The sequence below is a fragment of the Pseudomonas sp. WS 5079 genome (genome assembly GCF_012985465.1).
GTDB lineage: Bacteria > Pseudomonadota > Gammaproteobacteria > Pseudomonadales > Pseudomonadaceae > Aquipseudomonas.
Map to the genome: position 1 here is coordinate 12,163 of NZ_JAAQWN010000017.1, position 17,159 is coordinate 29,321.

22 protein-coding genes are annotated in these 17,159 nt (G+C 56.6%); 8 read left to right on the plus strand and 14 right to left on the minus strand.

Annotation, left to right across the window (positions count from 1 at the left end; all coding sequences use genetic code 11):
* Positions 1 to 42 precede the first annotated feature (42 nt).
* The 6 genes from HBO05_RS27915 to HBO05_RS27940 all read left to right on the plus strand — a co-directional run bounded on the left by HBO05_RS27915 (position 43) and on the right by HBO05_RS27940 (position 6,352).
* Positions 43 to 984 carry a dihydroorotate dehydrogenase electron transfer subunit gene (locus tag HBO05_RS27915; protein WP_262381470.1) on the plus strand — a complete coding sequence of 314 codons (942 nt, stop codon included), beginning with the start codon at positions 43 to 45 and terminating at the stop codon, positions 982 to 984.
* On the plus strand, positions 981 to 1,916 hold the full coding sequence (locus HBO05_RS27920) for a dihydroorotate dehydrogenase (RefSeq protein WP_172314862.1): 936 nt from the start codon (positions 981 to 983) through the stop codon (positions 1,914 to 1,916). The genes HBO05_RS27915 and HBO05_RS27920 overlap by 4 nt, the downstream gene beginning before the upstream one ends.
* The gene (locus HBO05_RS27925) at positions 1,913 to 3,169 is read left to right on the plus strand and encodes an allantoate amidohydrolase (protein ID WP_172314864.1); all 1,257 of its coding nucleotides are present in this window, start codon (positions 1,913 to 1,915) and stop codon (positions 3,167 to 3,169) included. Before HBO05_RS27920 ends, HBO05_RS27925 begins: the two co-directional genes overlap by 4 nt.
* On the plus strand, positions 3,166 to 4,512 hold the full coding sequence (locus HBO05_RS27930; RefSeq protein ID WP_172314866.1) for a dihydroorotase: 1,347 nt from the start codon (positions 3,166 to 3,168) through the stop codon (positions 4,510 to 4,512). Before HBO05_RS27925 ends, HBO05_RS27930 begins: the two co-directional genes overlap by 4 nt.
* Positions 4,513 to 4,548: 36 nt before the next feature.
* A complete protein-coding gene (locus HBO05_RS27935; RefSeq protein WP_172314868.1) occupies positions 4,549 to 4,878 on the plus strand; it encodes a hypothetical protein in 330 nt (109 codons plus the stop codon).
* Positions 4,879 to 5,395: 517 nt separating this feature from the next.
* Positions 5,396 to 6,352 (plus strand): hypothetical protein, encoded by a 957-nt coding sequence (locus tag HBO05_RS27940; protein WP_172314870.1) that lies wholly within the window; start codon positions 5,396 to 5,398, stop codon positions 6,350 to 6,352.
* An 825-nt stretch (positions 6,353 to 7,177) separates the two neighbouring features.
* Here HBO05_RS27940 and HBO05_RS27945 read toward each other — a convergent pair.
* Genes HBO05_RS27945 through HBO05_RS27955 form a run of 3 tightly spaced genes read right to left on the minus strand, consistent with a single transcriptional unit; the run spans position 7,178 to position 8,652 of the window.
* Entirely contained in the window at positions 7,178 to 8,212 is a 1,035-nt protein-coding gene (locus tag HBO05_RS27945; RefSeq protein ID WP_128593487.1) for a tyrosine-type recombinase/integrase, read from the minus strand.
* Positions 8,213 to 8,428, minus strand: a complete 216-nt coding sequence (locus HBO05_RS27950) for a DUF4224 domain-containing protein (protein WP_128593488.1) — start codon at positions 8,426 to 8,428, stop codon at positions 8,213 to 8,215. It lies immediately after the preceding gene.
* 2 nt (positions 8,429 to 8,430) lie between these two features.
* On the minus strand, positions 8,431 to 8,652 hold the full coding sequence (locus HBO05_RS27955) for a hypothetical protein (protein WP_172314872.1): 222 nt from the start codon (positions 8,650 to 8,652) through the stop codon (positions 8,431 to 8,433).
* A gap of 90 nt (positions 8,653 to 8,742) precedes the next feature.
* On the opposite strand from HBO05_RS27955, the gene HBO05_RS27960 reads away from it, so the two are divergent.
* The gene (locus tag HBO05_RS27960) at positions 8,743 to 9,393 is read left to right on the plus strand and encodes a hypothetical protein (RefSeq protein ID WP_172314874.1); all 651 of its coding nucleotides are present in this window, start codon (positions 8,743 to 8,745) and stop codon (positions 9,391 to 9,393) included.
* Here the strand turns inward: HBO05_RS27960 and HBO05_RS27965 are convergent.
* The gene (locus HBO05_RS27965) at positions 9,390 to 9,707 is read right to left on the minus strand and encodes a DUF4406 domain-containing protein (protein WP_172314876.1); all 318 of its coding nucleotides are present in this window, start codon (positions 9,705 to 9,707) and stop codon (positions 9,390 to 9,392) included. The genes HBO05_RS27960 and HBO05_RS27965 overlap by 4 nt on opposite strands.
* Positions 9,704 to 10,141: a hypothetical protein gene (locus tag HBO05_RS27970; RefSeq protein WP_169872529.1), complete on the minus strand. Its 438-nt coding sequence runs from the start codon at positions 10,139 to 10,141 to the stop codon at positions 9,704 to 9,706. Before HBO05_RS27970 ends, HBO05_RS27965 begins: the two co-directional genes overlap by 4 nt.
* Before the next feature lie 72 nt (positions 10,142 to 10,213).
* On the opposite strand from HBO05_RS27970, the gene HBO05_RS27975 reads away from it, so the two are divergent.
* On the plus strand, positions 10,214 to 10,441 hold the full coding sequence (locus HBO05_RS27975; protein ID WP_169872528.1) for a hypothetical protein: 228 nt from the start codon (positions 10,214 to 10,216) through the stop codon (positions 10,439 to 10,441).
* A gap of 10 nt (positions 10,442 to 10,451) precedes the next feature.
* On the opposite strand, the gene HBO05_RS27980 is transcribed toward HBO05_RS27975, so the two are convergent.
* From HBO05_RS27980 to bet, 9 genes are all read right to left on the minus strand, one after another.
* Positions 10,452 to 11,612: an RNA-directed DNA polymerase gene (locus HBO05_RS27980; protein WP_234451212.1), complete on the minus strand. Its 1,161-nt coding sequence runs from the start codon at positions 11,610 to 11,612 to the stop codon at positions 10,452 to 10,454.
* A 211-nt stretch (positions 11,613 to 11,823) separates the two neighbouring features.
* Positions 11,824 to 12,180 (minus strand): four helix bundle protein, encoded by a 357-nt coding sequence (locus tag HBO05_RS27985; protein WP_172314878.1) that lies wholly within the window; start codon positions 12,178 to 12,180, stop codon positions 11,824 to 11,826.
* Between the two features lie 54 nt (positions 12,181 to 12,234).
* Positions 12,235 to 12,855, minus strand: a complete 621-nt coding sequence (locus HBO05_RS27990) for a DUF1566 domain-containing protein (RefSeq protein ID WP_172314880.1) — start codon at positions 12,853 to 12,855, stop codon at positions 12,235 to 12,237.
* 79 nt (positions 12,856 to 12,934) lie between these two features.
* Positions 12,935 to 13,528 carry a DUF1566 domain-containing protein gene (locus HBO05_RS27995; RefSeq protein WP_172314882.1) on the minus strand — a complete coding sequence of 198 codons (594 nt, stop codon included), beginning with the start codon at positions 13,526 to 13,528 and terminating at the stop codon, positions 12,935 to 12,937.
* Between the two features lie 51 nt (positions 13,529 to 13,579).
* Positions 13,580 to 13,891, minus strand: a complete 312-nt coding sequence (locus HBO05_RS28000; RefSeq protein ID WP_169872525.1) for a hypothetical protein — start codon at positions 13,889 to 13,891, stop codon at positions 13,580 to 13,582.
* Between the two features lie 69 nt (positions 13,892 to 13,960).
* Positions 13,961 to 14,431, minus strand: coding sequence for a hypothetical protein (locus tag HBO05_RS28005; RefSeq protein ID WP_038440764.1), 471 nt, complete (start codon positions 14,429 to 14,431; stop codon positions 13,961 to 13,963).
* Complete coding sequence (locus tag HBO05_RS28010; RefSeq protein WP_169872539.1) at positions 14,428 to 14,670, minus strand: hypothetical protein; 243 nt, start codon at positions 14,668 to 14,670, stop codon at positions 14,428 to 14,430. Before HBO05_RS28010 ends, HBO05_RS28005 begins: the two co-directional genes overlap by 4 nt.
* Positions 14,667 to 16,295 (minus strand): YqaJ viral recombinase family protein, encoded by a 1,629-nt coding sequence (locus HBO05_RS28015; RefSeq protein WP_172314884.1) that lies wholly within the window; start codon positions 16,293 to 16,295, stop codon positions 14,667 to 14,669. The genes HBO05_RS28010 and HBO05_RS28015 overlap by 4 nt, the downstream gene beginning before the upstream one ends.
* The gene (gene bet / locus HBO05_RS28020; RefSeq protein ID WP_172314907.1) at positions 16,292 to 17,098 is read right to left on the minus strand and encodes a phage recombination protein Bet; all 807 of its coding nucleotides are present in this window, start codon (positions 17,096 to 17,098) and stop codon (positions 16,292 to 16,294) included. Before bet ends, HBO05_RS28015 begins: the two co-directional genes overlap by 4 nt.
* Positions 17,099 to 17,159 lie beyond the last annotated feature (61 nt).

A 17,159-nucleotide genomic window follows, 5' to 3' on the forward strand; every position in this document is an offset into this window, starting at 1 on the left:
CGAGTGATTTTTAAAGGCGTAAATTTAGCTTAGAAACGAAGCTTGAAGCCGCGACGCTGCCCGCTTTACGGGCGGCGTTGCTTCTATTTTGGTTTTGATATATCAAAAATTAGACAAAACGCTAAAACAAGAACACAGAGGGCTTTCAAAATGACCGGGATTACCAGCTGCTGTCAGGCCGTCGCCATCACACCGCCGAACGATACGGTGGCGGTGGTGCTGTCCAACGAATGGGTCAACGACGAATACAAACGTCTGGTCCTGCAAGCCGATGGCGCGGCGTGCCATTCGCATCCAGGGCAATTCTTCAACTTGCTGTGCCCTAGCGAAGGCGAAAACAAACCTTTCTTCCGCCGGCCAATGAGCACTTACAAAGCCGACCCGGTCACTGGCCAAGTCGAGTTTCTGTACAAGGTCACCGGCAAAGGCACCTTCGGCCTGGAAACCCTTGTCGAACGGCAAACCCTGGAAATTCTCGGCCCATTGGGCAAAGGCTTCGACCTTGACCCGAACTGGCAGCACATGACCATTGTTGCCCGGGGCGTAGGCTTGGCGACACTGGCACCGTTGGCTGAAGCGGCCCATGCCTTGGGGATCAAGCTGACCGCGGTGCTAAGCGCCCGTAGCGAAAAAAGCCTGCTGTCGCGCGAACGCTTCGCCTCCTTGGGTGCGGAAGTTATCAGCGTATTGGATGAGGACGGCAGCAGTTCGATGGAAAACATTGAAACCCTGTTACGTAAGGTGATTGCCGACCAAGGCAGCAACGCCCTGTTCACTTGCGGCTCGAAACGTCTGACTCGCTTGCTCAAACGCTTGTCGAGCGAGTTGGATCTCGCAGGTCAAGTCGCTCTCGAGCAGCAAATGGTTTGCGGTCTTGGCATGTGCCAGTGCTGCGTGGACGTATTTGAAGTCGATGGTTTGAAAGTCGGTAAACGTGTGTGTTTGGAAGGCCCAGTGTTCGACCTGGCGGAGGTGTTGGAATGATCGATTTAAGCGTAAACATCAGCGGCTTGCGCCTGAAGAACCCGGTGATGCCCGCGTCAGGCACCTTCGCCGAAGAACTCGCTCATCTGCTGGATTTCAACAGCCTTGGCGCCTTGGTGACCAAGACCGTCACCAGCGAGAAACGCACAGGCAACCCAATGCCTAGGGTTTGCGAACTGGCCGATGGCATGATGAATGCCATCGGCATCCCGAGCAAAGGCGCCGACCTGTTTATCGAAAAAGTGGTGCCGTTCTATCGCGACTTCGATTCGCCGCTGATTGTCAGTATCTCGGCGCCGACCGCCCAAGGTTTTGCCGAACTGGCGGCACGATTGAGTGACGAGCCTGGCGTGGCTGGTATCGAAGCGAACATCTCCTGCCCCAACCTCGAAGCCCATGGTGCGTCGTTCGGCATGCACGCCGACACTACGCGACAAGTGGTCAAATTGATGCGCGCCAGCACCTCACTGCCGCTATGGGTCAAGCTGACACCCAACGCCGGCGACATCGTTGACATTGCGTTGTCCGCCCAGGACGAAGGTGCGGACGCGGTGGTGGTCGGCAATACCTTGCTCGGACTGTCGATCGACATCGAAAAAGGTAGGGCACGGCTGGGCAATTTCATGGGCGGGATCTCCGGCGCAATGATCAAGCCCTTGATGGTGAGATTGACCTATCAGTGCGCCCAGGCCTTGCGAATTCCAGTGATCGGCTGCGGCGGCATAAGCACCGCCGATGACGCGCTGGAGTTTATCTATGCCGGTGCCAGTGCCGTACAGGTCGGCACCGCGACCTTCATTCATCCCAAGACCATGAATCTGATGGTCAACGAACTTGAAGTGTTTTGCCGGCGCAAGAGTATTACCCGCTTGAGCTCGCTGATCGGCATCCTTGACGATTCGCCGGCTGCTGCCTTTGGAGCCTTGCCATGAGTACTCTTTGGAAACAACAAGCCCAGCGCATGTTCAACGAAATCGGTGAGCTGTCCAGCGCCCCGGAAATCGGCATCACTCGTGAGAGCTACGGCGCTGGCGAAAACGCAGCGATTGCCTACCTGTCGCAGTTTGCCCGCGACAACGGTTTGCAGGTTCACAGCGATCGTGCCGGCAACGTAATTTTTCAACGAGCCGATGATGACGGGCAGCCAGCCATCTGGATTGGCTCCCATCTGGACTCAGTGCCCCAGGGCGGTAATTACGATGGTCTGGCGGGTGTCGTCGCGGGACTGTTGTGTCTGTGCCGACTTGATCAGCAAGCAGTTCGAACCCAACGCCCGATTCGCGTGCTGGGCCTGCGTGGTGAAGAGAGCGCGTGGTTTGGCAAATCCTACATGGGTTCACGAGCGTTGATGGGTGGGCTCACATCCACCGATCTCGCGCTGGTCAACCGATTCAGTAAAAAAACCTTGGGCGAGGCCATGCAGGCGGTAGGCGCTGACCTCGATTCGATCCGCAGCGAGCAATGGTTGATTGATCGCCAGCAGTTCGCCGGCTATCTGGAAGTGCACATCGAGCAGGCCGAGTCCCTGGAGAAAATGGGCCAGGCCATTGGCATCGTGCCCGGTATCCGCGGCAATCTACGGCACAACCTGGTGCGCTGCCTTGGCGAGGACGGCCACTCCGGCGCGGTATCCCGAGAAGACCGACATGACTCGGTGTTTGCCGTCAGCGAACTAGTCACGCGCATCGATCGTTTGTGGGGCGAGTGGTTGGAAGACGGCCGCGACCTGGTGGTCACGGTTGGCACCCTCGGCACAAATGCTGCTCATCACGCAGTCTCGCGCATTCCTGGCGAAGTTAACTTCAGTTTGGAAATCCGCAGCCTGCATCAACCTACGCTGGAAGCCTTCCATGCCTTGATCCAGTCCGAAATCCGGCAGATCGAGGAACTCCGCCAGGTACGTTTCGAATTCGATAAACGCATCGATACGCGACCGGCAGCCATGCATGAACCCTGGGTCAACGCCTTTGTGCGCATGACCCGCGAGCATGGCTGGGAAGGCGTCCTGACACCGAGTGGTGCAGGGCATGACGCTGCGGTTTTCGCCAACGCCGGAATCCCCAGCGCCATGCTCTTCATCCGTAATCAGCATGGTTCGCACAATCCTTACGAGGCGATGGAACTCGATGACTTCATCGAGGCCACCGAGGTGCTTTACCACACCACACAGGAGCTGACGCTATGACACGCCCACCTCAATCCTGGCTGATCCGTCATGCCACACTGGTTAACGAAGGCCAGCGCTTTTGCAGTGACCTGCGCATCGAAGACGGCCTGATCGCACAGATCGCACCGTCCATCGAACCGTGTGCTGGGGATCAGGTGATCGATGCCGCCGGGCTGTGGTTGCTGCCGGGGATGATCGACGACCAGGTGCACTTCCGCGAACCGGGACTGACCCAAAAGGCTGACATCGCCAGCGAGTCTCGCGCTTGCGCGGCAGGCGGCATCACCAGCTTCATGGAGATGCCCAACACCCGGCCACCGGCACTGGATCGCGACTCCCTGGAAGCCAAGTACGCAATCGCGGCGAAATCATCGGTGGTTAACTACGCCTTTTACATGGGGGCGAGCAACGACAACCTGGAGGCGATTCGCGCTATCGACCCCAAAAGTACACCTGGGGTCAAGGTGTTCATGGGGGCATCCACCGGCAACATGCTGGTGGATGATCCAGCGGTATTGAACGGCATCTTTCGAGATTCGCCGGTAACGATCATCACCCACTGTGAAGACTCACCGATGATCGAGGACAATCTGAAAAAGGCTCTGCGCAGTTATGGCGAAAGCATACCCGCGCACTTACACCCGCTGATTCGCTCCCGCGAGGCGTGCATCAAATCGACCCGGTTGGCCATCGACCTGGCGCGTAAACACAATGCACGACTGCATGTGTTGCACATCTCCACCGCCGAGGAACTGGAACTGTTCGAGCCCGGACCGTTGGCGAATAAGCGCATTACTGCGGAAACCTGCGTGCATTTCGTGCACTTCAACGACCGCGATTACCAGCACCTTGGGATGAAGCTCAAGTGCAACCCGGCGGTCAAGACCGAGCACGATCGATTGGCGATCGTACGGGCGCTGGCCGAAGGGCGCATTGACGTGTTGGCAACCGACCATGCACCTCATTTGCTCGAAGAGAAAAATGCCCCTTACCAAAAAGCACCATCAGGTGTGCCGTTGGTGCAGTTCGCCCTGCAAGTTGCGCTGGAACGGGTGTTCGCTGATGAGTTGACGTTGGAGCGAGTGGTCGAAGCGGTCAGTCATGCCCCCGCCAGGTTGTTCGGGGTGAGCGGTCGTGGCTTCTTGCGTGAAGGTTATGCCGCCGACTTAGTACTGGTTGATCCCCGACGGCAGCACTGCGTCCAGCGCGCCGAAGTCTTGTCCAAATGCGGCTGGAGTCCGTTTGAGGGCAATACCTTTTCATCGAGCATCGTTAGCACTTTCGTTAATGGGCAACGGGTCTGGGACGGCACAGAAGTACTGTCGGGCCTTCATGGCCAGCGTCTTTCGTTCGATCGTTAACTGTATCCCATCAGCGCTTTTTACAAGGAGCCCTTCATGAGTTTTTCATCTGTGGTCCAAGAGTTTCGCAACGCTTTGCCGGGGACCGATGCTTTCAAACGCGTTCGCGTCCAATGCGAGCAAATTATTCGCACCGTGCCCGAGCAGGCAGCGATGTGTTTCGTGATCGGTGAGTTTTGCCGTGCATATGTATTGTTTTATGAGGATCAGGAAGTCAGTCCTGAATTCGCACAACAGGTTCAAATTCAACTGTTGGGGTACATGGATAGTCTCGAAGTAGCGCTGAGCAATGGTGACAACTGTACCCTTAGCGACGCTTTGAACGAGGTGGTAGTTGCTTATGCCGGCAGTCGCGGGCTGGTTTGAAATGCACTTTGTTTACTGGATTCTATGAAATGACTGATCTGAAAGCTGCTGTATTGCACTATCACGAATATCGTCTGCCCGACGAAACTAAGTGTCGAACTGATGAAGCCAACTATCATCGCTTGAGATTTTGCATTGACGTTCACCCCAGGCATTGTAGAGCCAGTAGACACTTTTGCGAGCGACAGCTAATGGCTGATAGCTGACAGTGACGAACGGCGACTAATGGCCGTTAGCTGCCTCTCGACAGGGGCAGCAATCGACCACAAGACAACCTTCGACCTCGATATAAGCCGAGACAACCACCCCCGTGTCCGACTCGAAGGATTCGAGCGCTCAGTTTGCGTCATGATCAGTTGTCGATGCTCGGAGGTACACACCTACGAACAATTCAGGCTCCATGTACGATTTTTGGTGTACCGTACTTGATAAATAGTGAGGTGCGCAGGCCATTCGCGTTGATAGCTCCGTGCTACTATCGCTCGACTGTTCATTTACCACTTAGGGATCAGATACGGTGCACTACCTCAATGACAGCGCAGCAATATTTAAGTCAATTGCCGATAAAATGCCGCCGGAAGGGATTTTTGACAAGGCAGATATACGAGCGTTTTTCGATGAATTGCTTAAACTAACTAAAGGGTTGGTTATTGTCGACTTTCTTGACACTGCTAATTGGGATGTCATTGAGAAGTACGAGCTTTCGGATGATGGGCTGCTGGATCTCACTTGGCATGATTACCGCGATAAAGAAGAACGGGCTGAAGAGAAGGAGGTCCGTGAGTTTGTCTTTCCTGGAGATAGACATGCGCTGGCGCTTTATGTCGATTCTATAAAACCTATCGCAGGCCCTAAGGCCGCTATATTTTTGATTAACTCCTATTCAAAGACAGAAAAGGAAATTAGAGCTCTGTATTCAAATGATGCTGATGAATTTCATTATGAAGATGGGAGCTTCTTTGAAAAAAGGGTTCTGCGGCGGAAGTCGGGGGTCTTGGAATTTATCGATTTCCACTGTACACCGATCTATTCACTTGCCTTAATCCCTAAGAAAACCGGAATTAGTTCTTATGATTCAAGGTTTATTTTATACAAGTTCAACTGTGAGCAGTGTTTGGCTAGACTGGAGAAAGTTTCAAGTGCTTTACATGATCTGAACTTGCGAGACAGGGACGAAATATCTGCGAGAGTCGTCACGGCGCGCCGGGTGTTCGAGTTCGTACTTAAGGTGGAATGCTGCTATGCCGGGCTTGAGGTTACTAAAGGCTATTCAGGGATGCTCTTGGGGGACTTGATTACTGTTGTGAAGCGCGGGAAGGATGAAAAAGCTCGAGCAGAGCTTGGGCGAATAGCAGAGCTAGCAAATAACTTTGCCCATGACACTGGAAAGCCCGTCAGTAAAGAGGCCGCCTTTGAGGTCGTTGATTTGATTACAAATTATGTGCGCAAGCTTCACACTACGATTAAAAAATAGGTGACCACTCGCATTCAGTTAAACCTAATAAGTTAACTGCTCGACCAGCAAGGCAATACCACGCATTCCTATTAACTGACTGCGTGGCACTGCCATTCAAGAGTCTGCGGTCGAAGTCTGCAATTTTTCGCGCCGAATCAAGCTTCATTTTATTCATTTCTTTAAAGCTCATCCATTTCATCGCTGAAAGCCTGGATGAGAAACACGACTATGCCCGTTCTCTACAACCGGCTAGCGTGCCATCTTCGTACTGGCTGCACTTATCTAAACATGGTTGCTGATCATCGTCGCGAGGCGTCTTCCCACTGCTCGGAGCCTGACCACGATCAGCGTTGCCGGCTTGGGCGTTCACAGGGCGCCCTTAAACGGCGCCATCTCGGTCAGTGCACTCGCTCCGTCTCAATTCCGAGCTACACGCAATGGCGCTGTCTCTGAGTCGGACATTTAGAGGTGTACTGCTCTTATACAATCGGCAGCAATTGGCCGAACGCGGCGATACGACAAGCGCCACGAATCGTGGGTAATTTGGTAGTTCGTGTTCGGGCGGCAGGACGCCGTGGGGAGTGGAGTTGCGGAGCAGAGTCTAAAATTGCGGAGCAGAAAAGATAAGGGCCTGCATGAAGTTCATCATGCAAGCCCTTGATATCTGTGGTGCCCGAACCCGGAATCGAACCGGGACGCCCTTACGAGCGGGGGATTTTAAGTCCGCATTCAAAGGTATATAAATCAATAAGTTATCGTCGTATCCGGCCCGCAATTGTTTTGAAAACGAGGCCTTGAAGGCCTTTGTTTTCAAGGGTGCCAAATTAATTGCGGAACGGATTTTCACTTGGTTGGAAGCACTTTCAGGCCCTTACGGCGCCGAATATATTGCTCTGTCATTCCGACAGTTGTATGCCCCAGTTGGTCTCGCGCATCACGGATGCTGCCTGTCGATTCCTCCTTGTCCGTTGCAGCTTTTGCGCGCAGGTCGCGCATCTGAAACGCAGACTTTTCAATCCCGGCCTTCAACCTGGCCGCGTCAAATCTTCCCCTGAGCATGCTCGCCGTCATCGCCTGGCCGTTGTCCATTACAACGAGCTTGGTTGATCGAATCTTGTGCCCCTTTTTCCTTTCAAGAATACGGTCAATGACCACCTTCAGCTCACCAACAACCTCTATCCTGCGCTTCGCACTGGTCTTTCCCTGTTTGATGAGCAGCTGACCATCGAGTAAGTCGCGCTCGTCCATCTTCAGCGTGTCACCAATGCGCTGGGCGGTGAGGTAGAACAGATCTAGTGCATCCTTGAGTGGCTGGTCCGCATGCAGGTACACCGCAGCGAGCATCTCGTCTTCGACGTAGGTGTCCCGGCCGGTCTCCTTGTTCCCTTTGATGCCAGCACAAGGGTTTGCGAGTGACGTATAGCCGCTCTGGCGCGCGAAGTTCCATATTGCGCTGAGTAGAGCCTTTTCCCGATTGGCTCGCACCTTTGCCGTTTTCGACCGATAGCGGAGGTACTGAACAACATGCTTCGGCTCGATTGCCTCTAACGGCCCGGGTGGGTCATTGAAGAAGACCAGCAGTTGCTTCAGCTCGCGAATGTTGTCTTTCTGGGTGGCCATGGACTTTGTAGGTACCACTTCATCCATGTATTTGTTCGCTACGTACTCAAATGTCAGCACCTGGGCGACGATTGCATTGGCGGCCCGGCTCTTTTCAAGCCGGGCATACTCAACAATTGCGGCACCGTAGTCAGATCCTAGAGCGATCTCCCGGCGCGGCTTATCACCTGCGTCGTAGTAGTAATAAACCCTTCCCCCGGGGCGCAGTCGCTTTCTCAACCGGGGAATGCTGCCGGGGTTAGTGGGTCGTCTTGCCATTTATTGAATTCCCATCCGAGGCTGCCATTCGACTTTCTCAGGCTGCCGGTCATGTTTTCCAACTAGTAGTGATGCGGAGAGCACGCATGGCCAGCCATTGCGTTTGATGGTGTGGCGAATGCCATTTCGGGACAGGACAAGTATCTGCCCGGCTTTTGTCTTGGCGCCTGTGAGCTCACAGACATCTTCATGCGACAGAAACTGAATGTCGTCCATGTCTACCTCCCGCCGCCCGCTGTAGGCCGCGCTGTCTTGATGATGTGGATGATGAAACCGAAGGTGAGCAGCATCCAGGCAACGGTGCCGGCGAATGCTGCGATCAGGTGTTGGTCGGTACCGGTGGAGAGCAGCTCCGGCACCTGCCAGAAAAACCAGAAGGTGGACCCCGCCACGTACAACACAATGGCCGTTATGAGCAGGGTGAGTTTCGTTGCGTACATGGGGTGTCCTTGCCGCTATAGCGGCTGACTTTGAAGGGGGAGGGGTTTGTAGGTTAAGCTCTCAGTCTTAAGTAACATGGCGGAAATAAAATGAGCAGAACGAACAGCTATGTAATTTTTTGCTACTGTTGTTTATTGTTTTGTGCTGGAGTTGTATTTGGTTTTATTTTTACGAAGTCGGGTGAGGTGAGCTTTATTGCATTCCTTGGAGCTCTTTCAAGCTTAGCTACAATTGGGGCTGCACTCACTGCTGTATATGCATTAAATTCATGGCGCACGCAGTTTAAGCATGCAGAAAAATATCGAATGATCAAAGAGCTAAGGGATATGACTAGTGACTCTGATTTCATCAGGCGCTTTGTGATATCTGTTCGAGATCAATTGATGAACTCCTTAAGCAGTGAGGCGCTTGAAGATGATCCAAGCGAGGTGATGAAGGATTTTGGAATGGAGCTGTGGTGGCAGCACTCGAAAAGCTTGAATTACGCATGGAGCAATATGTGTGAAATACTCAGTGATGAAGATATTTCTAGGTTTGCTACGCGCCCCTCTGATTTGGATGATTCTGTTACCGAATGGTTTGAAAAGATGATTTATATTGTTTTCGAGGACGAGAGCCCGAGGCTTAGGCGTTACTTGAACTTGGTAAAGGAAACAGCTAGAGGTGGGAAAGAGATTACGTCTCAATATAAAGAGTTAGAAACGGGCGCGCGCGCTCTTATTAAGAATTTATCCGCCTAGATATTTATCGGGTGAGATGTAACCAGATCATGGGCATTCACCACGGTCATGCCGAGGCGTTCGGCGATCAGGACTTCCAGGCGGGCACCCTTTGAATGCTCCCAGCCGGGCAGGGTGGCCACGGTGTCGCAGTCCATCAGGGCGACAATGTCGCGGCGCATGCAGTCGTTCCAGGTGCCGCCGTCTGGGTTGATCTCGGCGGGGTTGGTGACGGTGTGGCCGCCGGCGCGCAGGCTAGTGGTTATGGCGTGGAAGGCGGCGAAGTTGAGGCCGGGCAGGCCGGTCATGGGGCCGCTGAGGTAGATGCGCTTCATGCTGCCTCCTTTTGCTCTTCCGGCTTGCGGATCAAGCCAAGGCGCACGCCTTCATCGCGAACAATCAATATGTCGTCGCCATAGCCCCACGGATTCTCGAAACCGTTATCCATCACGGGTTGGAAATACCCGTATCGCATCGTCTTGCCAGTGAGTACGAACGCACCGATAGACCCAGCCAGGCTCTTCAGTGTGCCGCCGTGCGAGAAGCCATCCCACGGGCCTTCTCTCGTAACGTTGATGCGGGCCCCGGTGTAGTCATCGAACAGCCAGACGATGTTGCGGCGGCCATTGAGAGCGAGGTATGCATCGTGCCCAGCGCCCTGGTTACGAAAGAAGCACCGGCCGCAGTTGGCGATCACCCTGAGGAATTCATTCGCAGCGATGATCCGGTCCAGGCGCTGCTGGCCGATGGTTTTGTTTTCTGTAGGCATGGGGAGTCCTTGCCGGGCCATGCCCGGGCGGTGTGGTGCTACGATGGCGCCTTCCTCTAAATGGGCAGGACCATGACCAAGCACGATATTTACGATGAGATCGAAGGCTTTCAGGTTTGGAACTACATGGAGTGCGTCAAGGACGAGGAAGGCCGGGAGACCTGGCGTATCAACGTCGAGGTGAAACGCGGTAGTGAAGTGGTGGTGCCGGTTGTTGCGGGTGACCGAACCTATGTTGACCGCGGCCTGGCGCAGGTCGCCGGCCGAGAACTTGGAGCCAAGCTGATTGCTGGGCGATGAGTGACCAAAATCAACCCTTCTGGTAAGTCTTGGTCAGTGCTGAGTTGACCGTGTTGCCGCGCTTTAGCACGACATTCGCCAGGGCGGCGCGATCCTTCTGGCTGTGGCTGGCTTGGCTGAGCAGGCCGAAGTAACTGTTGGCGGTCTCGCGCAGATCCTCGGCGGGCGCTGCGGCGGTGCGCTTCAGTGCCTGGGCTAGGGATCGCTTGCGGGTTGTTCGTCGCCAGGGCTTGATGACGTGACCAACGAAGTCGACGCCGCGATCCACGGGCTGCAGGATCGTCTTCGTGGGGTTCAGCTTAGCGCCGAGCCTGGGCAGGAACGCTTCAACCTCGACCAGCCACTGGTTGAGTTGCTGCGGTGACTCATGCAGGAACACGAAGTCATCGACGTACCGGATGTAGTGCTTGGCCCGCAGCTGGTGCTTGGCGAACTGGTCCAGGGCGTCGAGGTAGACGTTCGCGAAGAACTGCGACGACAGGTTGCCGATCGGCAGGCCGAGGTGAGCGGGCTGCGCAACCAGGCGCTTGTGCTGCGGCACCCGATTGAACAGGTGGGCCGGGCTGCGGGTCTCGTAGTCTTCACGCGGGTCGTGCATGAGGATCTGTGTGGCCAGGGCCAGCCACCAGGGGTCGGTGATTCTGGCCTCCAGTTGCTTGCGCAGAACTGCCTTGTCGATGGCCACGAAGAAGTTTGCCAGGTCGCACTTGAGGTAGAAGATCGGTTTCGACCAGTTCTGCGAGGCGCTGCGGATCTTCGACTCAAGCCGTGTGGCGGCGTACAGTGTGCCGCGCCCTGGGATGCATGCACAACTGTCCGCTATGAAGCTGGCGTAGAAGCGCGGTGCCACATGGTTGTACAGCAGGTGGTGGACGACGCGGTCCCGAAAGGCTGCTGCCCAGACTTCCCGGGCTTTCGGTCGGGTGACCACGAAACAGATAGATCGGCCTGGCCGGTATGTGCCGGCAATCAGGTCGTCGTGCAGCTGGATCAGGTTCCGCTCCAGGTCGATCTCGAAAGCCAGCGCGCTGTCGCTGCTGCGCTTGGTGCGCCGGCAGTCGTAATAGGCCTGGACCAAATCCTGAAACGGGTAGGGGCCCAAAGTCGAATCTGCGGACGGGGCGGACACGGAGCTCGTTGTTCTTGTCGTTGTTGTTCTGATTGCCATCATCGAAGTTCATGTTGAATGCGTTGTTGGCTGAGCGCTGCGACCTATCGTGCTATCTACGTCGCCGAGCCGAAGGCATAGCCGATCAGCAAGGAAACTGCGCAAGACCTGCCCGGACGCTTTAGACCGGCGGTATCTCTTGTGCGCATGGCGGTGACCCAAAGGTCAGCGGCACGACCAGATTCAATTCGCACAGACCAGAAAGCCGTAACCTTCAGGTAGCGGGCGCGGTGGTGGTGGAGCGTTTCCAGGCGTTTGCTTGCTTGCCTATTGAGGCCGTTACCTCAATTGCCTGGGCGTGTTGCGGGATGCTGATAAAGCGGTTGTCTTTGAAGAGCCGCATCAGGAACTCGACTACCTGCACCTTCTCGACCAGCAGGGTGAGGTGTGGCCGCTTGTCCTGGGTGGCATTGGCGCGGGCAATCAGCATCAGCACTTCGATGCATTCGTCGATCACTCGCTTGCCGAGTGACTGCTTCAGGTCGCGGGGGATGTTCCGGGTCATCGTTGTGGCCATGTGCAGCAGCCCCATTGAAGCCTTGTAGATCGCAAGTTCCGTATGCATTGCCATTTGGCTCGCTCTCCAAGAGCAACCGGCCGCAAGCGGCCGGATTAAATAAGCGAATTAATCAATAAGCTCGCTGCGGACGGGGCGGACACGGAGCTCGTTGAACTTGGCGCTGAAGTACTGATAGCCATCACCGAAGTACATGAGGAATGCGCCGTAGGCTGAGCGCTGCGAGCTTGACCAGTACCAGGTGTCGCGGAAGGCTTCGGGGCCTCCCTCCTGGAATGCGACATGGACGGTTTGCAGCGGGTCTTCAGCGCTGTACAGCTGACCTACCGGCTCGCTGTGCGGGTTGTCACCGTTGCGCGAGCTCTCCCAGTTCTCTTCGGTGGTCGGCTTGAAGTGGCGGTATTGCAGCTCCTGCACATCGCGCGCCGGGATCGCCCAGTCGTTGTGACCACCAATGCTCAGGGCCAGCGCCTTCGCTGCAAGCTCGCTGCCCGCCGCCGCCATGGCCTGGGTGTTGGCCAGGCTGTCGGTGAAGCTGTCGGCACCTTCGATCTTGACGCCGTACTCGCCCCACTTGCCGACCAGTTCATGCTCGGCGCCGGCGGTGATGTTCAGGAAACGCTTGCCGGTGGCTGGTTCGCGGGTAATGCCGGTGACGAAGCCGCCGCCGTAGGCCTGGCCGATTGCCGGGATGGTTACTGCTGGTGCTGCTTTCTCAACTGCGGACATGGTGCTTCCTCTTTTCGAAGGCAACAAAAAAGGCGCTGTGCGCCTTGGTGTGCCGGATCAAGAACGAATGGATGAAGGATTAAATAAAGAATCTGCGGACGGGGCGGACACGGAGCTCGCCGTACTTGACGTTGACGTACTGACCGCCATCATCGAAGTACACGTAGAATGCGAGGTAGGCTGAGCGCTGCGAGCTCGACCAGTAGGCACCCTTGGCGATCAAGTCGTGCGCCCAAGCCTGATGCAGCTGGGTGGCTGCTGGCAGGTCGAAGTCAGAATGGCCGTCAGCGGTGTGCGCCCGCGCCGCTTCGGCTGCTGGGTGACCACCTGCAGCGATCAGTGCCTCAGTGTTGGCCTTGCCGTCCCACTTGCTGGTGGCTGCAGACTCTTCTTGATAGCGACCCCACTTGAACTCGCCCAGGTCTTTGGCGCCTAAGATCAGGTAGTGGGCAGGAACATCGCCACGGGCAGCGACGTAGCCAGCGTTGATGCCGCCTTGGCCGGGCCAGTACTCGCCGACGGCAGGTGCGACGGTCGATACTAGAGGCTGAACATTCGCTGCCGGCGGCAGCACCTGAGCGAACACGCTGGCCATGGCCAGTTTTGCCAGGGACGACGCGGGCATCTTGATAGACGCGTCGCCGTGCATCAGGGTGATCATTTCGGGCTTCATGGGTATTCCTCAGGATGGAGCCAAGCCCGGCGCGGGGATCGGCTTTTTTGGTTATTCGTCATGACAGATGCGTATCGATTCGCGGTTGTAGGCGAGTTGAAGTTTCGCCGACACGTTTTCGCTGATGGTTATTGTGTGTCGCGGCGTCGCGAGAAACTGAGCTGATCCCGCCGGGCCCAGGCCGTGCAGGTGGTGAATCATCAGCGTCATAGCCTCGCCTTGTTCCTCGATGCCGTGCCAGGCCATCAGGTCAGCTAAGGCCTGGCGGGTGCCGGCCATGGTGTGGAGTCGCAATTCTTCCTCGCCGCGAGTCTTTCGCCTCGCCGCAGTCTTTGCCGATCGTTCTTTCTGCGCGGCAGCCATGGCCTACCTCTTCTATTCCGCTGGCCGGCAGTGCGAGCCAGGTTTGACGTTTGCGTTGCTGGGTGCGGGCTATGCGGCGCATGAATCGACCTTTACCTGATGCCAGGCGCCGACGGCTTCAAAGATCCGCGCGGCGTGCGCCTCATCCAGCGAAATCGATTCGGGTATGGCGATCCAGCCCGAAGCCACCATCTGGCTTTTATTGGCCTCAGCGCGCAGCTTCATGTAGCAATGCTCAATCACGTCTTCCAGGTGGTCGGAGAGGTAGACGCCATCGGGCGCAACCTCCACTGACTTGCTGTAGCGGTCGCCGCGGGTGTCGATGCAGAGCGCGCTGAGGTAGATCGTCCATCGGTGGGGGATACCGCAGACGGCCTGGCCAATCTTTCCCGGCGCGATGTTCTTCAGCGATTTGTAGTTGATCATGCCCTGGCGCCCGCTGGGGTCGATGTTGACCACTGCGACGTGGTTAGCGGCCAGCAGCGAGCGGCACGACCGCGCGATTCGCGCCTGCAGGTTATGCGCCTTGCGCTTGCTCATAATGCCTCCGCGAGTTTGCGCAGCGCCTCACGCTCGGCCCGAGTGATGGGCGGCTTGCGGCGCTTGAGGATGGTGTCGGGGTCGATCTTTTCCGACCGCTTAGCTGGGTCTGGATTGATCGACGGGCTTTTACCGATGGTGTATTTACCACCCGCTGCCAAGTGCTGATGGACCTGGCTGGAAAGCTCCAGCGCCTTCTCGCGCCGGAACTCGATATCTGATCTGAGATTGCTGATCATGCTGCCGCCTTGCTGAGTGTCACCCCGGCCATGCTGAAGGCTGATCCCTGCGCTGCGACCATCGCGTCGAGCGCTTCCCAGTTGACCAGAAGGACGGTGATCGGCGCCTGACCATAAACCACGGCTTTCACCATGGCCTCGAAGTCAGTCACGTTGGCCTGCAGCGTTCCCTGCTCGACGGTATGGCTCGCCACAGTCTTTGTGGTCTGTCCAACGGGTGCCGCTGCCTGTACCGGAGCGGTGCGGACAGGCTCAGGTGTCGCCACTTTCTCCACAACTGGCTCTGGCTTGATGGCAGCTAGGCGCTGGGCTTCTTGCTCTTCGGCGATGCGTTTCGCGTCGGCCTTTTCCTTCTCCGCCGTCTGGTGTTCCGAGATACGGAATTTGATCAGCGTCACTAGGTCATCGTTGGCCTTGGTCACCAGTTGTTGCACTTCGCTGAACAGGAACGCGTGATCAACTGCGAGCTCCGCCAGACTGGTCAGGTTTAAGCGAATACTGTCCGCTGCCTGGCTTGCATCGATCTTTGCCCGGGCCAGTTCGGTATCAACAGCATCCTGGAGGCTCGCGATGGTGCGCTTGTTCTTCATGGCGCCGGCGAAGTCCGAAACAACATGAGGCAGCGTGACTTTGCCGAGGGTCTTGTTGATTGCGGCGATGTGGTCCGCCAGGGCGAGTTCCGCCTTTTGCTTGATGGCGGTCTTCACCAGCAGCTCTTGAGCTTTCACCAGCTTGTCGACCTTCAGGCGGGTCTCGCGGGCATGAGCGCTGATGCGATCCAGCGACGAAAACAGTTCGTCGATGCTCTGGGTCTGCGACAAGGCCTGCTTCTTGGCGGCCGCGACCGCCTCTTCAACATCACCGCACCACTTGACCGCCTTCTTGGCGTCGGCGAAGTCCTGGTCGGTGGAGAGGGTGGTTTTCACCGAGTCGATGACGGCCAGCGCCGAATCTTCAAACACCTTCAGGTTGCTGGCGGTAACCATGCCGGTCAGCTCGATGCGCAGGGCTGGCAGCTCATCAGGTGCCTTGCCGACGACGATTGAAGGAGCCCCGGCCATCTCGAAGTTGGCCAGGTCTGCCTCGAACTGTTTCCAGCCTTCGACCAACTGGGTCGCGCGACCGGCGACGGGCCGGTATTCCATGTGCACGAAGTTCTCCGGGGTGCCATCCGAACAAACAAAGATTACCCGCTCGGCGCCGCTCACCAGCAGTTGCTGCTCAAGCTGCCAGTAGTAATGCGGAGCCAGTTCGCCGGCTTTCACCTGGGCCACGACCGACTCATTCCACAGTTTGTGCTCGAACAGGGTCTCGCCGAGCATCGTGGCGCCGTCCATGGAGGCCAGCAGGTTGCCCTCGGTCGCAACGATCGGATACAGCTCTTCGCCGATCAACGCCTCAGTCAGTGGGCGGGCCAGGGCTTCAGTAGCGTGGCCTTTGTCGAAGATAAACTGCTGAGATGGCGTGACATCGGGCGTGATGCCGGTTTTCTTGGCAACTAGCAGATCGGTCCGGGTTTGGTACTTCGAGGCTCCCATCATTACTGGGGCTTCGGAGGCGGTGCGGAACTGGGCGCGAAGGGCAAGCCACTCGGCGGAGCCTTGAGCTACGTTGTGAATTTTCATGCTGCATCTCCATCGAGGGCTTTGAGGTTGGTGATTTTTTCAATCTGCGCCGGGCTCAGCGTGTACTTGCTGCTGATTGTCGCAATGAGGTGTTCGGGGCTGGTGCGATTCGAGTCGATTAAGGGCTGCCACTTCGCGATGTTCTCGGTCAACAGGTCGTCGGAGTAGGTGGGCAGCGCTTCCGGTTCAGGCTGGACTTGCTGTCGTGTGCTGACATCGCGCGCCGGCTCCTCGAACGCCTTGCCTTCCATCTCGTCTGCCGTTGGCGCCGATCCAACTTCAGGGAAAGCTTTGCGCAAAGCCTGGGCCTCGGCGCATTTGGCGAGCTGGGCAAATGCCCGGCGCTTCCACATGGCGTTAGGCGCCGCAGTGTCCTTGCTCGATGTCGCGTAGTTTTCGAGCCAGCGTTCATTGGCCGTGTATTCGGCAACCAGGCCGTTGCTCATCTGCCGCTTGACCGTCACGCGGCACCATTCGGGATACGTGACTTCTACACCGCTCAGCTTCGCCGTTACTGGAGGGCCATATTCAGGCTCGCTGATTCCGGCGTACTGGCCGGTGCGTGCCGCTTGAATGCGGTAAAGGCCGATGCCAGGCATCACCGTGTCCTGCATCTTTTTCGTCTTCGAGTTCCAGATCGGGACGATGTGCACCGGCTTCAGCATTGGGTCCAGGTGGGCGGCCTGGCAGTAAGCCAACACCATCACGACTGAGTTTTTTTCTGCGCCGGGGTAGAGGCTGCTGCTCAGCACTTCAACGAGCGCGGCCTCCGACATCGCAGGCGTGTTGTCGTCCTGCTTCATTACTGCGGCCATGGGGATTCCTTGCCGCGATGCTCGCAGCGATTGAAGGTGTTGGTTATTG

Bases quoted from the DNA above. Each gene is read 5' to 3' on its own strand.
- HBO05_RS27920 (WP_172314862.1), top strand. From the start codon at position 981: ATGATCGATTTAAGCGTAAACATCAGCGGCTTGCGCCTGAAGAACCCG.
- HBO05_RS27925 (WP_172314864.1), top strand. From the start codon at position 1,913: ATGAGTACTCTTTGGAAACAACAAGCCCAGCGCATGTTCAACGAAATC.
- HBO05_RS27930 (WP_172314866.1), top strand. From the start codon at position 3,166: ATGACACGCCCACCTCAATCCTGGCTGATCCGTCATGCCACACTGGTT.
- HBO05_RS27935 (WP_172314868.1), top strand. From the start codon at position 4,549: ATGAGTTTTTCATCTGTGGTCCAAGAGTTTCGCAACGCTTTGCCGGGG.
- HBO05_RS27945 (WP_128593487.1), bottom strand. From the start codon at position 8,212: ATGGCAAGACGACCCACTAACCCCGGCAGCATTCCCCGGTTGAGAAAG.
- HBO05_RS27950 (WP_128593488.1), bottom strand. From the start codon at position 8,428: ATGGACGACATTCAGTTTCTGTCGCATGAAGATGTCTGTGAGCTCACA.
- HBO05_RS27955 (WP_172314872.1), bottom strand. From the start codon at position 8,652: ATGTACGCAACGAAACTCACCCTGCTCATAACGGCCATTGTGTTGTAC.
- HBO05_RS27960 (WP_172314874.1), top strand. From the start codon at position 8,743: ATGAGCAGAACGAACAGCTATGTAATTTTTTGCTACTGTTGTTTATTG.
- HBO05_RS27965 (WP_172314876.1), bottom strand. From the start codon at position 9,707: ATGAAGCGCATCTACCTCAGCGGCCCCATGACCGGCCTGCCCGGCCTC.
- HBO05_RS27970 (WP_169872529.1), bottom strand. From the start codon at position 10,141: ATGCCTACAGAAAACAAAACCATCGGCCAGCAGCGCCTGGACCGGATC.
- HBO05_RS27975 (WP_169872528.1), top strand. From the start codon at position 10,214: ATGACCAAGCACGATATTTACGATGAGATCGAAGGCTTTCAGGTTTGG.
- HBO05_RS27980 (WP_234451212.1), bottom strand. From the start codon at position 11,612: ATGATGGCAATCAGAACAACAACGACAAGAACAACGAGCTCCGTGTCC.
- HBO05_RS27985 (WP_172314878.1), bottom strand. From the start codon at position 12,180: ATGGCAATGCATACGGAACTTGCGATCTACAAGGCTTCAATGGGGCTG.
- HBO05_RS27990 (WP_172314880.1), bottom strand. From the start codon at position 12,855: ATGTCCGCAGTTGAGAAAGCAGCACCAGCAGTAACCATCCCGGCAATC.
- HBO05_RS27995 (WP_172314882.1), bottom strand. From the start codon at position 13,528: ATGAAGCCCGAAATGATCACCCTGATGCACGGCGACGCGTCTATCAAG.
- HBO05_RS28000 (WP_169872525.1), bottom strand. From the start codon at position 13,891: ATGGCTGCCGCGCAGAAAGAACGATCGGCAAAGACTGCGGCGAGGCGA.
- HBO05_RS28005 (WP_038440764.1), bottom strand. From the start codon at position 14,431: ATGAGCAAGCGCAAGGCGCATAACCTGCAGGCGCGAATCGCGCGGTCG.
- HBO05_RS28010 (WP_169872539.1), bottom strand. From the start codon at position 14,670: ATGATCAGCAATCTCAGATCAGATATCGAGTTCCGGCGCGAGAAGGCG.
- HBO05_RS28015 (WP_172314884.1), bottom strand. From the start codon at position 16,295: ATGAAAATTCACAACGTAGCTCAAGGCTCCGCCGAGTGGCTTGCCCTT.
- bet (WP_172314907.1), bottom strand. From the start codon at position 17,098: ATGAAGCAGGACGACAACACGCCTGCGATGTCGGAGGCCGCGCTCGTT.